Raw genomic sequence first — 13,946 nt, 5'->3', positions numbered from 1 at the left:
CCCGGAAACCCCCACCCCCACCCACCCCCACCCCCACCGGGCCTCCGCCCCCCACCCCGGGACGGAGGCCCCACCCCCACCCCCACCACCGGCACACCACCCGCCTCTCACACAAGACCGAACCAGAAACGCTCAGCACGGCCCTCCACACCGAACTCACGGAACAGAGAACGGAAACTGGCCGAAACCCGTTTGCAGGGACAGCCCTCCGGAAGGAGGTTTCTTCCCCTTCTCACCCCTTGCGTCAGGTAGCCGAAAGCCTCTATAAGGTTCCGTGTAGGCATCGGTTGGGATGGCCGGAAAGGTATCCATGCCGCCGACCAGGGGGGACCCTCCACTTCCCGCCGGAAGCACCGTGCGCGCACGCGTACCGACGGAGGACGTAAGGCCATGACCGACAACGACGCCTTTCGCGATGCCATGACCCGTCTGGCGGTCGATTCCACGTTCGCGGAGCAACTCGACGGCGACCCCGAGGAAGTGGCAAGCAGACTCGGTCTGACGCCCGAGCAGGTCACCGAGTTGCGCCGGCTCCGCGTGGAGTCCGGTACGGCCGAGGGACCGTCCACCCTCGACGCGCGGCTGTCCAAGTCGTCGCTGTTCTTCGGCAACGCGGCCCATGCCCTGGCCGCCCACGACGTGCCCGTCGAGACGGGCCCGCACGACGCGGCGGACGCCCTGGGCGATTATCGCGACCTGTCCGGCCAACTCGACGGGACGGCGTCCGACGTCGCCGGCCTGATCGGCGACGCCCTCACCGACACGCCCGCCGGCGACGACGGCTCGCTCCTCGGCGACCTCGGAGGGCTCGGGGAGCTCGGCAACCCGGACGGCATTGGAGACATGGGGGGTCTGGGCGATTCCGGGGACTTCGGAGCCTTCGGGGACTTCGGCTCCTTCGGTGACGGCGATGCAGGCTTCGGCGAGGCCGGACTCGGCGGCCAAGAAGACGGGTTCGGCGACGTGCTCGGAGGCGGATTCGGGGACGGCCACGAAGGCGGACTCGGCAACGGCTTCGGCGGTGGTGCCGGAGACGGGTTCGAGGGCGGCCACGGCGGCGGATTCGGTGACGGCTTCGGCGGCGGCTTCGGCGACAGCACCGGCGGCCACGACGGCGGCTTCCACGGGGGCGGTGCCGAGGGCTTCGGCCACGGCGGCATCTACGAAGAGGGCGACGGCGGCTCCGGGGGCGGCGAAGGCGGTGGAGGCGACTCCGGGGGCGGCGACGGCAGCAGCAGCAGCAGCAGCGAGAACGGACGTCGGCCTGGGGGTGGCGACTCCGGCGGAGGCGAAGGCGGAGGGGACTCCGGCGGCGGAGGGGACGGCGGAGGGGACGGCAGCAGCAGCGAGAACGGACGTCGGCCCGGCGGAGGGGACGGCGGAGGCGGTGAAGGCGGCGGAGGGGACGGCGGAGGCGGTGAAGGCGGCGGAGGCGGCGGCGAAGGCAGCAGCAGTGAAAACGGACGCCGACCCAGTGGAGGAGGCTCCGGCGGCGGCGACGGAGGTGGCGACGGAGGCGACGGAGGCAGCAGCGAGAACGGACGCCGGCCCAGCGGTGGCGGCGGGCGCTCCGAGACGCCCGGTCCCGACTCCGACAGCGCGCGCGGCGGGCTCGTCCGTCCAGGTCTCGACCGGCTCGGCGACAGCCACCTGCACACCGCCGGGCCCGGTCACGACGCGCTCGGCGGCCCGGCCGGCGGTTCCTTCGCCACGGGTTCCTGAGGCGCCGGGCCCACCACCATGCTCTGCCATGCCTGTCGCGTGCACGTGCGGCGCGACTTCCCGTACTGCCTGCGCTGCGGCACCCTGCGCCGGGGCGCGGCGCCGACGTCGTTCGCCGCGCCCCGGCTGCGCGGCCTCGACGACCCCGGCCTCCTCGTACCGCTGACCGGCGAGATCACGACGCTGGGCCGGGGCGCGGACAATGACGTCGTCCTGGCGGACGGCAGTGTGTCGCGCCGTCATGCCCGGATCGTCCGGGACGCGTCGGGCTTCCGGGTCGAGGACCTGGACTCGTTCAACGGCACGGCCGTCGCAGGGGCGACGCTGCACGGCGGTTCGGCGCGCCTGGACGACGGTGCCGAACTGTCCGTCGGCGACGTGCGGATGGTGTTCGAGCAGCCGCGGGACGCGCGGATCGGATCCCGGACCGTCATGGTCGGCACGCAGCTCACCGGGCTGCCGTCCGGCGCAGGCCCCGAGCTGGACGCACCCGAGGCGCACGGCCCGCTCACCACACGGCCGCGTCGCCGCGGCGGCTGGGCGCTCAAGCAGGTGCCCACGAGCGGCCGCGCGGAGCCGTACTGGGTGCTGAGCAACACGCGGACCGGCGGGTACCTCCGGCTCGACGAGCGCGAGGTGTTCCTGTGGAACGCCCTCGACGGCGACGCCACCGTGCGGGACCTGCTCTTCGCGTACGCGGACCGTTTCGGGGAGCTGGCGCTGCCGCGGATCGAGGCCGCGCTGGCGGCGTTCGCGGGCGCCGGGCTGCTGCGCGGCCTGCCGGGGCAGCGGGAGGGGAAGGCGGAGTCCGGGCCGCGTCGGCTGTGGCGGGCTGTGTACCGGACCCTGCTGAAGCTGGAGGTGTCCGTGCCGGGCCTCGACGGGGCCGTGACGCGGCTGTACGCCGGCGGCGGCTGGCGGTTCTTCACCCGTACCGGAGTGGCGCTCGTCTGGCTGTCATTGCTCGGCGGTCTGGTGGTGTTCTTCGCGGTGGCGCAGGGCCGGCAGCACCTCCTCGACTTCGGCGGGTCCGGCGCCTGGGGCCCGGTGGCGCTGGCCGTCGGCTACGTCTCGGCACTCGTGGTGCACGAACTCGCGCACGCCCTCGCGGTGAAGTCGTACGGACGCAAGGTCCGGCGGGGCGGCTTCATGCTGATGATGGGGATGCCGTTCGCGTTCGTGGACACGAGTGACATGTGGTTCGGCACCCGCTGGTCGCGGGTCGTGGTGGCACTGTCCGGGCCGGTGTCGACGGCCGCCCTGGCGGGCTGGTGCGCCGTGGGCGCGGCGTTCCTGCCGGTGGGGCCGGTCTCGGCCGTGCTGTTCCACCTGGCCTTCGGGCTGTACCTGAACACCCTGTACAACTTCAACCCGTTGATGCCACTGGACGGTTACCAGGCGCTCACCGACGCGCTGCGCGTGCCGCGGCTGCGCGAGGAGGCGAGCGCGTACTTCCGTACGGGGTTGTGGCGGGACCTGCGGACGGGCCGCCGGCCGGGGCCTCGGCAGATGGGTATGGCCGCGTACGGCCTGGCCGTGGTCGTCGGGACGTACGGCTTCCTGGTCCTCGCCCTGCTGGCCTGGCGGTCCCGGCTCGGGGAGTGGCTGGAGGGGCGGGTGGCCGCGCCGTGGGACACGGTGATCGTGGCCGTGGTCGTGGCCCTGGTGGCGTTCCCGGTGTGGTCGGCGCCGCTGCGGTGGCTGGTACGGGTGGTGAAGCGGCGTCGCGCGGCGGCGGACGGAGGCAGGGCGCGCCCGGCGGACGGGGTGGGCGTGGACGGCACGGCCGTGGAGGGGACGGCATGAGCGACGTACGGAACGGCGTACGGAACGACGTACGGAAGAACGCACGGAACGGTGGACGGCCCGACGCCCGGGTGACGGACGGCGGTTGGGCGGTTCCCGGCTACGAGGCCGTGCGCACGCTCGGCCGGGGCGCGGGCGGGCGGGTCGTCCTGGCACGCCACGAGGCGACGGGAGTGCCCGTGGCCGTCAAGTACCTGAGCGAACGGCTGCACGGCGACCGGGACTTCCTGGCCCGGTTCCGCGCCGAGGCGCGGCTGCTCGGCGAGTTGCGGCACCCGTGCGTGGTGCGGCTGTACGAGTACGTGGAGGCCCGGCGGGGCGCGGCGATCGTCATGGAGGCGGTCGACGGGGTCACCTTGCGCGAACTGCTGCGCGAGCACGGGGCCACCGGCCCGGAGGCGGCGCTCGTCCTGCTCAAGGGCTCGTTGCTCGGGCTCGGCGCGGCCCATGCGGCCGGGGTGGTGCACCGCGACTACAAACCGGAGAACGTGCTGGTGCGCGCCGACGGTTCGAGCGCACTCGCCGACTTCGGCATCGCCGTGCGCGCGGGTCGCGAGGCGGAGGCCGCGGGCACGCCCGCGTACATGGCACCCGAGCAGTGGGACGGCGAGCCGGCGAGCCCGGCGGGCGACGTGTACGCGGCGACGGCCGTGTTCCACGAGTGCCTCACCGGTCGGCAGCCGTTCGTCGCCGACGACCTGATCGCGCTGCGGCTCCAGCACCTGCGGGCACCGGTCGAGGTGGCCGACGTGCCCGAGCCGGTGCGCGACCTCGTCCGTGCCGGCCTGGCGAAGGACCCTGCGGACCGGCCCGGCATCGACGCGTTCCTCGCTGGCCTCGAACACGCCGCCACGGCCGGCTACGGCGCGGAATGGGAGGAGCGCGGACGCCGCGGGCTCGGACGGCTCGCCGCCCTGCTCTCCCTGCTGTTCCCGTTCGCCACGACGACGGCGGTGTACGAGGCGACGCCGGCACTGACGGTCCTGGGCCGTCTGAAGGGCGTCCTCGGAAAGACCCTGGCCGGGGCGGCCGTGCTGGCCGTGGTCGCGGCCGGTGCGGCAACGGTCGCGAAGGCCGGAACGGTCGACGACACGACGACGACCGCGGCGATCTCCGTCCCGTCGAGGACTCCGGCATCCGGTGTCCCGGCCCCGTCCCCGTCGTCCCTCCCGCCCTCCGCCTCTCCGACACCGAGCGGGTCGCCGTCCGGCAGCCCCTCGGCCGAACCGACACCGAGCGACACGACCACGGCACCGGTCACGGACGGCACGCCGACCACGACCGCACCGGGACCGGACCCCACGGCCTCCACCCCGACCCCGCCCCCCACCACCCCTGCCCCGACCACGCCGCCTCCGGCGACCACGACTCCGGCGGCACCGACGCCGGGCACGGTCACGATCGTCATCGGCTCCCTGCGCCGCGGGCCGGGCAGCACACTGCTCGCCGACGTGACCGTCGACACCACCGGCACCGGTCCGCTGACGCTCACCGCGGACTTCTACGCCAACACTCCCGCCGAGCCCTACGGTTCGCAGTCCCGTCGACTGTCGGGCGGCACGCGGTACTCCCTGACCTTCGAGGGCGACTTCTCGAACCACCCGTGCCGGGGCACCTGGAACATCGCCGTCAGCAGCGATCCGCAGTCCCCGGGCGGAACACGGACGGCCTCCGCCGACGCCCCTCCGTGCTGAACCACCACCCAGGAGAACGAGGCACGATGAGCACACCTCTGACGCCGCCGACACCCCCGGTACCCCCGGCACCCGCCACGGTCGCCGGGCGCGCGCTGTCGGACTGGTCGCGGGACGGCCGGTTCGGCACCTGGTACGCGCTGGGGCCCACCGGCTCGGAGGAACCGCCCCTCGGCGTCCTGCGGATCCACCGCGACCTGCTCGCGCCGAGCGGTGCGCGGGAGCGGCTCGCCGCCGCGGTGCGCTCCGTGGCGAAGCTGCGGCTGCCGGGCGTACCGGCCACCGTCGACCTGCTGCAGGAGGCGGGAGACGTGTGGCTGATCGTCGCGCGCCCACCGGCCCGTACCGTCTCCGACCTGCTCGCCACGGGCGCACCCGGACTCGACGAGGGCAGCGCGGCGAGCGTGCTCAACGAGACCGCGCAGACACTGCTCGCCCTCCACACGGCCGGTCTCGCCCACGGTTCGCTCACCCCCGACCACGTGGTCCTCGCCCCGGACGGCACCGCACTGCTCATCGAGGCGTCACTGGCCACCGCACTGGGCGAGGCCGACACCTCCACGGCCTCCCTCCAGGACGCCGACATCGCGGCGTGGGCGGCGCTCGCCCGTACCCTCGGCACGGCCTGGGCGACGCCCGGTACACCGGCGGCCGACCTGTTCACCCGCTGCTCCGCCACGGCCGGGTCCGCGGGCCTCGCCGCCGCACGTACGACACTCACCTCGACGCGCGCGGCGCTGCCCCGGGACTTCCTGCACAGGACTGCCCTGCGGACGGCGGCAGCCGCCGCCCTGACGGAACTGGCCGGGCTGCCCACGGAGCCTTCGGGTCCTTCTGAGGTGACGGGATCGGTGGAGGACGCGGAGGCGGTGGAGGACACGGGGACGGTGGAGGGCACAGGGGTGGTGGTGGGCGCGGGGGCGGCGGTGGGCACCGCGGCGGACGCCCCTGCCGGCGTCGCTTCGGACGAGCAGGGCACCATCCTCGGCAAGCGCCATCGGAGCGCACCCGCCACGCCTCTTACGCCCCTACCTGACGAAGGCGAGGACGACGGCGAGATCGTGCTCCGTTTCGGCCCCGGCGTCCCCCGCTCCGAGGAGGAGGCCCTGCGCGCGCTGTGGGCCGCCCCGGCATCCGCGCCCACCCCCGTGCGCCGCCGCCGACGGCGCCGCGCCGGTCTGCTCGGCGCCACCGCCGTGCTGGCGGCGGTGGCGGTCGTGCTCTGGCTGCTGCTGCGACCGACGACGGGCCCGGCGGTGACGGCGGTCCGGGTCACGGCCCCGCCGCAGCAGTTGACGTGCGGCGGAACCGCCGAGGTGACCGGTGTGGTGACCACGGACGGCCACGCCGGCCCGTTCACGTACCGCTGGCTGCGCAGCGACGGCCAGCGGTCCGGGGTCCTGACCCGTACCGCCCGCCGCGGCGAGCACGAGGTGGCGCTGCACCTTCGCTGGACCGTCCGCGGCCCGGGCAGGTTCCACGGCGTCGCCCGCCTCCAGGTCCTGCGCCCGGACACGACCCCGCTCGAAGCCGAGGCCGCCTTCACGTACGCGTGTGCCGGGTGACGAGCGCCCTGCCGTCGGCCGGTTTCGGCGAAGCGGCGAGGCCGCGTACGAGACCGGCGGGTGCGGTCGTCTCCGGGCAGGCCGCAGACCTCGCCGAACTCCTCGAAGCCGAACTCCTCGAAGCCATGGTCGCCCCAGACTCTCCGGAGTCCCCCGCCCACATCCGGCAAGCCATGGCGGCCGCCGCCGCACAGCCGGAAGTGCCCCACCGGTTCACCAACGCCTACGCCGACCTGCGCGACTGGCTGCTCCACCCGGCCCGCACCATGTATTTCCTCGCTGCCGTGGCGCAGTGAGCACACGCGTGGCCGAGGCCCCGGGGAACGGACGGTCCCCGAGGCCCATCGGGCGGCGGGCCGACTGCCCCGGATGGTTGACCGCCTGGCCGCGCGGGGGGGGGGCCGGCGGGGGGGGCGGGGGGGGGGGGGGGGGGGGGGGGGGGGGGGGGGGGGGGGGGGGGGGGGGGGGGGCGCGTCCCCCCCCCCCCCCCCCCCCCCCCCCCCCCCCCCCCCCCCCCCCCCCCCCCCCCCCCCCCCCCCCCCCCCCCCCCCCCCCCCCCCCCCCCGCACACGCGGTGGGAGGAACCGGGCGAGCCGTTACGGGACGCGGTCGGCGCGGCGGGCCGCCCGGTACGCACCCTACGTGCGCTACGGCGACCTTTGTGCCCAAGCCGCCGTCGCAGCCCTGAGCAGTCACGCGAATCCCTCGTAGGGACCGGCCGCCGTCCGGTCGTGGGGCCGGGGCCCGTGGTGGGAACGCGGTCTTGAACACCGGCTGTTCAGGATGGCTTGATGGCCTGCGGAGCCGTGGCGTTCGCGGCCCGAAACCCGGGGGGGGCGGGGCCTGTATGAGCGGCGAGCGCGGTGTGGACGTGCTGGTGGTGGGGGCCGGTGTGCTGGGTCGGTCGGTGGCCTTCGCGTTGGCCGCGGAAGCGCCGGGCATCCGTGTCGTACTGGCGGGTGACCCCGTCCGAGCGGGTGCGTCGCGGGCAGCGGGGGCGATGCTCGGTGTCCTGGGAGAGGTGACACCCGCATCGCTCGGGACCCACCACGGTCGGCTCAGGCTGGCCCTGGCCGTCGAGGCGGCACGCGTCTGGCCCTCCTGGAGGCGACGCGTACGGGAGGCGGCGGGTGCCGGGGCTGCCGTCGACGGATGGGGCGCGGGCACCTACATGCTGCTCAACGCGGTGTCCTCCCGCCTCGACGACGCCGCCTTCGCCGCGATCGCCGCCGCGGCGGACGAGTACGGTCTCGGCTGTCACGACGCCGACCCGGACGACATCCCCGGATACCGGCCGCTCGACAACGACCGTGCGCTGCGTGCTCTGTACCTGCCCGGTGAGCGGTTCCTGGACGCACGGACCTGGCTGGCCACCCTCGATGCCGCCCTCGACACCTTTCCCGGTGTCGTCCGCACCGGACCGGGCGACCTCACGACGACCCCGGCCGGCCGGTACCGTCTCAGCACGCCCGAAGGACACTTCACCGCGCCGCGCGCGCTCGTCTGCGCGGGGGCCTGGACCACTCCCCTGCTGAGTGTCCTGGACCCGGATCTGCCCGTCGTCCCCGTTCTCGCCGCGGCCGGCACCGCTCTCACCGTCTCCGCCCCGCAACCTCTGCCCGCCGTGCTCCGCACGCCGAACCGGGCCTACGCGTGCGGCCTGCACGCCGTCCCCCAGGCGGACGGCACCTGGTACGTCGGCGCCACCTCCCACCCTGCCCTGACGCCCTCGACCGCAACGACACCCGGCGCACTGCGGTCCCTCCTCGACTCCGCTCTCGGCCAGCTCCATCACGGCATGACCACCGTCCAACTGACCGCGCTGCACCACGGCAACCGACCCATCGGCCTCGATGGACACCCCGTCATCGGTCCCACGCTCCGCGAGGGACTGTGGGTGGCCAGTGGCACCCACCGCGACGGGCTGCACGCCTCCCCGCTCCTCGCCACCACCCTTGCCCAAGGCCTGCTCACCCCCACCTCCACCGGTCGACCACTCCCCGAACCGCTCCGGCCGTGGGCCCCGTGCCGGACACTGATCACTGATCTCACCCGCGAACAGGCAGCCGCGGAGGCGGCCGCCCATCACGCGGCACTCGCTGCGGAATCCCGCATGCGCCCGCCATTGAGCGGCAGTTGGCCCGACGCGCTCACCGAGTCCTACCTGCACATGATGGAACAGGCCTACACCGCCATGCCCGACGGCTACGTCCCTCCACCGGACCTGGCCCCACTGGCGTACGAAAACACCAGGCCGGCCCTGGCCAAACTCGCCGCCGCCCACCTCGACCGCCACCACCGCAGCACCCGCTAGCCCCACGTGCTTGGACCGAACCGACGGCAGCACCGCCCGGGGCCGGCGACTGCGATCGATCCGCCGACGCCGCCACCCCTCGTCGAGGCCATACGCAGAGCCGTCCGGGAGCCTGCCCTGCATCGCCACCCGCCGTACGCGGCCGCTCCAGAACCGTAGGGCTTCGGCCGATCCACAGAAGAGGTGACCTTCAGCAAGCCCTTGTCGTCGTACAGGCCGGTGTCCTCGTCCCATCAGCCGGCCGACCTGGCCGCCAGGACCGTCTCTCATTTCCTCGGGCCGTATCTGTTCAGGAACAGCACCGGGCCGCCCAGGTCGGCTGTCAGCACCGCGGCGAACGCTTTCACGGTGTACACAGGATCCAGTCGCACGCGGGCGGCCTCGGCCGCGTTCACAGCCGCGGCGGCGTCTCTCCCCCAGCGCCGCAACCTGCTCGCCCAGGCAGACACCACCACCCGGCCCCGCCAGATCGGAACGACCCAGGTGCAGCAGCTCTCCGGACACCTCCTCCTCGACTACGACGACAGGTACCGGATCGGTCGGGTCGGGTCGGGTCGGGTCGGGTCGGGTCGGGTCGGGGTCTATCTGTCCCGCCAAGGCGGCCTTCTGACATGGGCTGTGCCTGACTTCTTCCGCGCCCTGGGCACGGGGATGCCGCTTCCTGCTTTGCGTGTGGCCCTTCGAGACCGTCTACGACAAGCTGACGGCCCCGCTGACGCAAAGCTCAAGTCGTGATCACACGCGCAGGTGGGGATGGCGTTCACCGCAGGCTGGTGTGGAGGAGTCGGCCGGGGTGCGGCCGTTTACAGGGTGCTTCACCCGAAACCGCCGTCCCTGTGGGAGAAGCTCAACCCGGTGCTTCTTCTCTCCTGAGAAGGCCCGGTCAGCGATGGCGAGAGCCAGTCGATCATCCGACCGGCCAGGACTCCGAGGGTGATCCAGTACGGCCAACCAGGTCATGTGTCCCGGGAGCGGAGCGGGCGAACGTGAGCAGTGCGAGAGATTGCCGGGGTTCGCTGCCCCGGAGCCGGTTCGCAGGGTTCGGGAGTCCGTCTCTGACCTACCTGCGGGTCTGCCCACACGGCCGGCTCCGCTACCGGAAGGTTCTCGATGCCCCAGGGCTGCCCGCGGTCGCCTCGTCCATGCGGGGATCCTCCTGACTGCTACTGCGCTCGCGGCGTCCGGATCCGCGGGCGCGCAGGCTGGATCCGTTGCGCCGAGCCGCCCGACGGCAGGGATGTGCTTCCCTGAGTACCCCTGCGCGTCGACGGCGAGGGCAGGGGGCGGAGGGCGGAGGGAACATCGGAAAGACCCAGAGCCGCAGGACAACCGCCGCCGATCACAACCGACCGGGCGGAACGCAGCTCGCCGAGTCCCGCAACATCCACCGGATCGTCCCCGGCGACCTGTTCTGCTCACGCATCGCCCGAGCGCGCGTGCCCGACCTCTTTGGGAGTGACCGGATGTTGAAAGGGCCCTACCGATTCTCCGTCGCGGAGAACCAGTTCTATCTCCTCGACGATGGCGACCTCGACCACGTGAAGAACCGCACGGTCACGGCAGCGGGTAGGAACGGCCTGGTCGCCGGCAGTGAGAACCATGCCGTTGTCCTCGCGGGAATCAGCGCCGGAACAGCGATGATCTCCTACGACCTGTCGCCCGAGCGGCTTGCTGCGGACGACTCGCAAGAGTGGGAGGAGGCCGCCGAATTCGACTACACCTCCACCACCGGAGTCACCCACCTCGCCGCCTGCATGGGGCCCGACGAGGAGTCCGACGACATGGAGGCCTACGAGGTCAACCTGACTTTCAACGGTCCGGGCGACTACCGCATGCGCCTCCACGCCCTGGGCCGGGGGCTCTCCCCCGACGGCGTCCAGGACGAAGACGAGCCCATCGCCGAGCACTACCTGCTGCAGGTCTGGCCGACAACGGGCTGACGGGCGTGGACAGTCATGCACTTCCCCGAGGCCTGTGGTCACGTAATTCCCAGGTCCTGGCTGTGTGAGGGACCAGGTTGGTGAGCATGACGGCGCGGGGCGGATGCATCGGTATGGGGTCCGGTCGAATTGACCGAGCCGTTCACGTTCGTCGTCGATGCCGGCGGGATGCTGCGACTGGCTCCGCGCCACAGCGAGCACGTGGTGTGCGCCGGCGGGAAGGGGCCCTGAGCACCGGTGAGATCAGCTTCCGCGAGGAGTCCGGGCAATGGGTGGTCGAGGAGGTCAACAACCAGTCGACCGGCTACCGCCCGGACGTCATCTCGTGGCTGGCCGTGGTCGATGCCCTGGAACGGATCGGGATGCGTCACCTGTCCGGCTTCGCGCACAAGGTGGTGTTCCGGTGCCGCCGCCCCTGCCGCTCGAAGACCAGTTCGTAAAAGTCGTCGGCCTGAGTCGCACTCAGCTGCCGCATGGCGAAGTCGTCCAGGATGAGGACGTCGGTTCGGATCAGCTCTCGCATGCGCTTGTCTCTCGTATGCGCTTGTCCCAGGTGCGGTCCGCGTGGCCGCCGGCGAGCTCGGCCAGGATCCGGCTGGTCTCCGTGAAGCGGACGTTCGCGCCCTGTCGGACGGCGAGGTGGCCCAGGGCCTGGGTGATGTGTGTCTTGCCGATTCGGGCAGAGCAGCCTGTAGGCGGTGCGGCAGTCCGGGGCCGGTGAGGGCAAGATGTCGTGGGGATGTCAGGTCCTCCTGCGCTCCCGGCACCGCAGAGCCTGTCCTCCCTCGGCGGCGACCGGATCGGCCTTCCGGCCCGGAGACATGCGGCACACGGTCGCCGGACACTACACAGACGTCCCCGTTTGCGTCTCTCTCGCTCCACTTCGACGCAGGCCTTTCCGGGCCGGGTGGCTCGGACCTGCCCATCACGCCCGGCGGGCACTCTGGCCTCACCCGGACGTGGATCCGAGCGAGACGGTGGAACCTCCCTGATGCTTCGGGTTCGTCATGGCGCGGCGGTGTCGATGGTGTCGTCACAGGCGGTGTCCGGCAGGTAGGCGTTGACGACGGCGGTGGCCCACCGGTCGTCGTCGGCTGGAGCGGAAGCGCCTTCGGCTCCCCAGACCCAGCGGCCGCCCTGGTCGGTGCTGTCGGTGACGGCGATGGCGAAGCGGCCGCCTTCGGTGAGCGGCTGGTAGAGCTGCTCTCGGGTGGCGTACGTCCCGGCGCTGGTGCGGGTGACGGACTGGGCGACGGTGAGGGTGGCCGGGGCGGTGCCCTTGAGGATCCTCTCCACGCTTACGGTGCTGATGGCGACGCCGGTGCCCGGATCCTCCGTGTCGGGTACGTACCGGGCGGGGCTGGTGACCGTGCCGATGACGACCGTCGAGGCGAATGCGGCAACGTACTCGGGCTTGCTCGTCGGCGGAACACAGACCGATGACGTGATCAGCCCGGTGTCTGCGGTGTGGAGGTAGTAGGCGGTGCCGGACAGTCCGAGGGCGAGGGCGGCGGCGCCGGCCGCCACGATCCAAGTGCGTTTGGGCATGGTCATCCCCAGAGCTTGCGGTAGTTGGCCTTGTCGACGGCCTGTGGACCGGTGAGCGGTGGGTCCTGGATCGCCTTCCTCATCAGTGACTTCACGCTGTCGGCCTTGTGGCAGAGACCGAGGGCGTGGCCGATCTCGTGCGCGGCGGCGGAGTTCTGGTAGTCCCTGGTCCGGTTGGCCATCATGGAGGTGTTGAAGGTGACGAAATCGGTACCGCCGATGCTGGGGTCGCGTTCATAGCGGGCGACCCACGCGCCGTCGGCGAACGGCCCTTTCAGGTCACGGAACTCCAGGTCGTTGACCGTCAGTGCACTGTCCGGCGCGAACGTGATCTTCGCCCCGCTGTACCGCCAGGCTTTCATGGCGTGCTCTCTCGCCCGGTCGTACTTCGTCTTCTCGGTCCAGCGGATCTCACCGTCGTCGACCGCCGACTTGCTCCGGCTCTCGCTCTCGCCCCGGACACAGGGAGCCGCGCCCACTGCGGCGGCTCGCGCCGGCGGGGGCACGGCGAGCAGCATGGCAGAGGCCACCGCACACGCCAGAGGTAACGTTCGGCACGTCCACATCACAGTGCGTGACTGTAACGGGAACGAAAGAACCCCGCCGCCGAAGCTCACGTGTGAGTGACGCCCGATCAGGCCAAGATCGGTCGGCCGCTCACCGTGGGACGCCAGTTCTTTCGCCCCGATACGAGCCCGTCACCGCGGCGATATACCCGGCTGGGTCGACTTCGAGGACGAGGCCCGAGCAGTCGATGGCGCCGCCGCGCGCCATCAGCTGGGGACGCAAGGGCTCCACGCCGGCGGTCCGGGCCCGCGGCCGGGGCTCGGGCTGTGTGTCCATGGCCGGGCTGATCCGCTGCAAGCCGGGGAAACCTCCCCCATCACCACTGATGCTTTCTACGGCAGAATCGCCCACAGTCCCTTTGAATCGAAGACGTGGGGGCGGGAAGCTGCCTTCGGTTGAGCGGGTTCTGCTTCCGGCTCGCGGCAGTCTCCAGAGCTCGGATGGATCGACTGATGGGCTTCGGTCCGGACTCTGGGATCGAGCTCGCGGTTCGGAGAGGCGGAGGCACCGAGTGCTCAGGGCCTTGTTCTCGGCGTGGGTGACTTCGGCGAGGATGACGAGGCGACGACGCAGATCCCCTGGCTCCCGCGAACATGTTGGAGGCGCTGCCCTCCGTGAGGCACCGGCCGTCGCCGGCTCGACCGTGCAAACGAAGTTTCCCTTCTTGGCTCTTCCAGGCGACCCCGGCCCGGTCAGGCCGGGGGTCAGGAGCGGTATGCGCCCCTGACTCCCTGCTCCCTGCCGTGACCGCAGCGGTGCGGGCGGGCCAGCACTGGCTTGCAGGACCGGC

Annotated in this window: 11 protein-coding genes; 8 read left to right on the top strand and 3 right to left on the bottom strand. The window is 72.5% G+C overall.

Going from position 1 to position 13,946, the window contains the following annotated elements; all coding sequences use genetic code 11:
- Nucleotides 1–390 precede the first annotated feature (390 nt).
- The 8 genes from ACFYUS_RS23285 to ACFYUS_RS23250 all read left to right on the top strand — a co-directional run bounded on the left by ACFYUS_RS23285 (nucleotide 391) and on the right by ACFYUS_RS23250 (nucleotide 11,481).
- Entirely contained in the window at nucleotides 391–1,722 is a 1,332-nt protein-coding gene (locus tag ACFYUS_RS23285; protein WP_388855107.1) for a hypothetical protein, read from the top strand.
- Between the two features lie 39 nt (nucleotides 1,723–1,761).
- A complete protein-coding gene (locus ACFYUS_RS23280) occupies nucleotides 1,762–3,528 on the top strand; it encodes an FHA domain-containing protein (protein WP_388855104.1) in 1,767 nt (588 codons plus the stop codon).
- Nucleotides 3,525–5,222 (top strand): serine/threonine-protein kinase, encoded by a 1,698-nt coding sequence (locus tag ACFYUS_RS23275; protein WP_388855101.1) that lies wholly within the window; start codon nucleotides 3,525–3,527, stop codon nucleotides 5,220–5,222. Before ACFYUS_RS23280 ends, ACFYUS_RS23275 begins: the two co-directional genes overlap by 4 nt.
- Nucleotides 5,223–5,248: 26 nt before the next feature.
- The gene (locus ACFYUS_RS23270; protein ID WP_388855097.1) at nucleotides 5,249–6,787 is read left to right on the top strand and encodes a hypothetical protein; all 1,539 of its coding nucleotides are present in this window, start codon (nucleotides 5,249–5,251) and stop codon (nucleotides 6,785–6,787) included.
- Nucleotides 6,784–7,083, top strand: coding sequence for a hypothetical protein (locus ACFYUS_RS23265; protein ID WP_388855094.1), 300 nt, complete (start codon nucleotides 6,784–6,786; stop codon nucleotides 7,081–7,083). The genes ACFYUS_RS23270 and ACFYUS_RS23265 overlap by 4 nt, the downstream gene beginning before the upstream one ends.
- A 551-nt stretch (nucleotides 7,084–7,634) precedes the next feature.
- Nucleotides 7,635–9,101 (top strand): NAD(P)/FAD-dependent oxidoreductase, encoded by a 1,467-nt coding sequence (locus ACFYUS_RS23260; RefSeq protein WP_388855091.1) that lies wholly within the window; start codon nucleotides 7,635–7,637, stop codon nucleotides 9,099–9,101.
- Between the two features lie 1,463 nt (nucleotides 9,102–10,564).
- Nucleotides 10,565–11,041 (top strand): hypothetical protein, encoded by a 477-nt coding sequence (locus tag ACFYUS_RS23255; RefSeq protein ID WP_388855088.1) that lies wholly within the window; start codon nucleotides 10,565–10,567, stop codon nucleotides 11,039–11,041.
- Between the two features lie 206 nt (nucleotides 11,042–11,247).
- A complete protein-coding gene (locus ACFYUS_RS23250) occupies nucleotides 11,248–11,481 on the top strand; it encodes a hypothetical protein (protein WP_388855085.1) in 234 nt (77 codons plus the stop codon).
- 70 nt (nucleotides 11,482–11,551) lie between these two features.
- Here the strand turns inward: ACFYUS_RS23250 and ACFYUS_RS23245 are convergent, their stop codons facing one another.
- From ACFYUS_RS23245 to ACFYUS_RS23235, 3 genes are all read right to left on the bottom strand, one after another.
- Nucleotides 11,552–11,923, bottom strand: coding sequence for an ATP-binding protein (locus ACFYUS_RS23245; RefSeq protein WP_388855082.1), 372 nt, complete (start codon nucleotides 11,921–11,923; stop codon nucleotides 11,552–11,554).
- Between the two features lie 123 nt (nucleotides 11,924–12,046).
- A complete protein-coding gene (locus ACFYUS_RS23240; protein WP_388855079.1) occupies nucleotides 12,047–12,589 on the bottom strand; it encodes a hypothetical protein in 543 nt (180 codons plus the stop codon).
- A gap of 2 nt (nucleotides 12,590–12,591) precedes the next feature.
- Nucleotides 12,592–13,119, bottom strand: a complete 528-nt coding sequence (locus ACFYUS_RS23235) for a matrixin family metalloprotease (RefSeq protein ID WP_388855076.1) — start codon at nucleotides 13,117–13,119, stop codon at nucleotides 12,592–12,594.
- Between the last annotated feature and the right edge of the window lie 827 nt (nucleotides 13,120–13,946).

The organism is Streptomyces sp. NPDC004284 (assembly GCF_042874035.1).
Taxonomy (GTDB): domain Bacteria; phylum Actinomycetota; class Actinomycetes; order Streptomycetales; family Streptomycetaceae; genus Streptomyces.
This window is presented reverse-complemented; position numbering and strand designations above follow the sequence as displayed.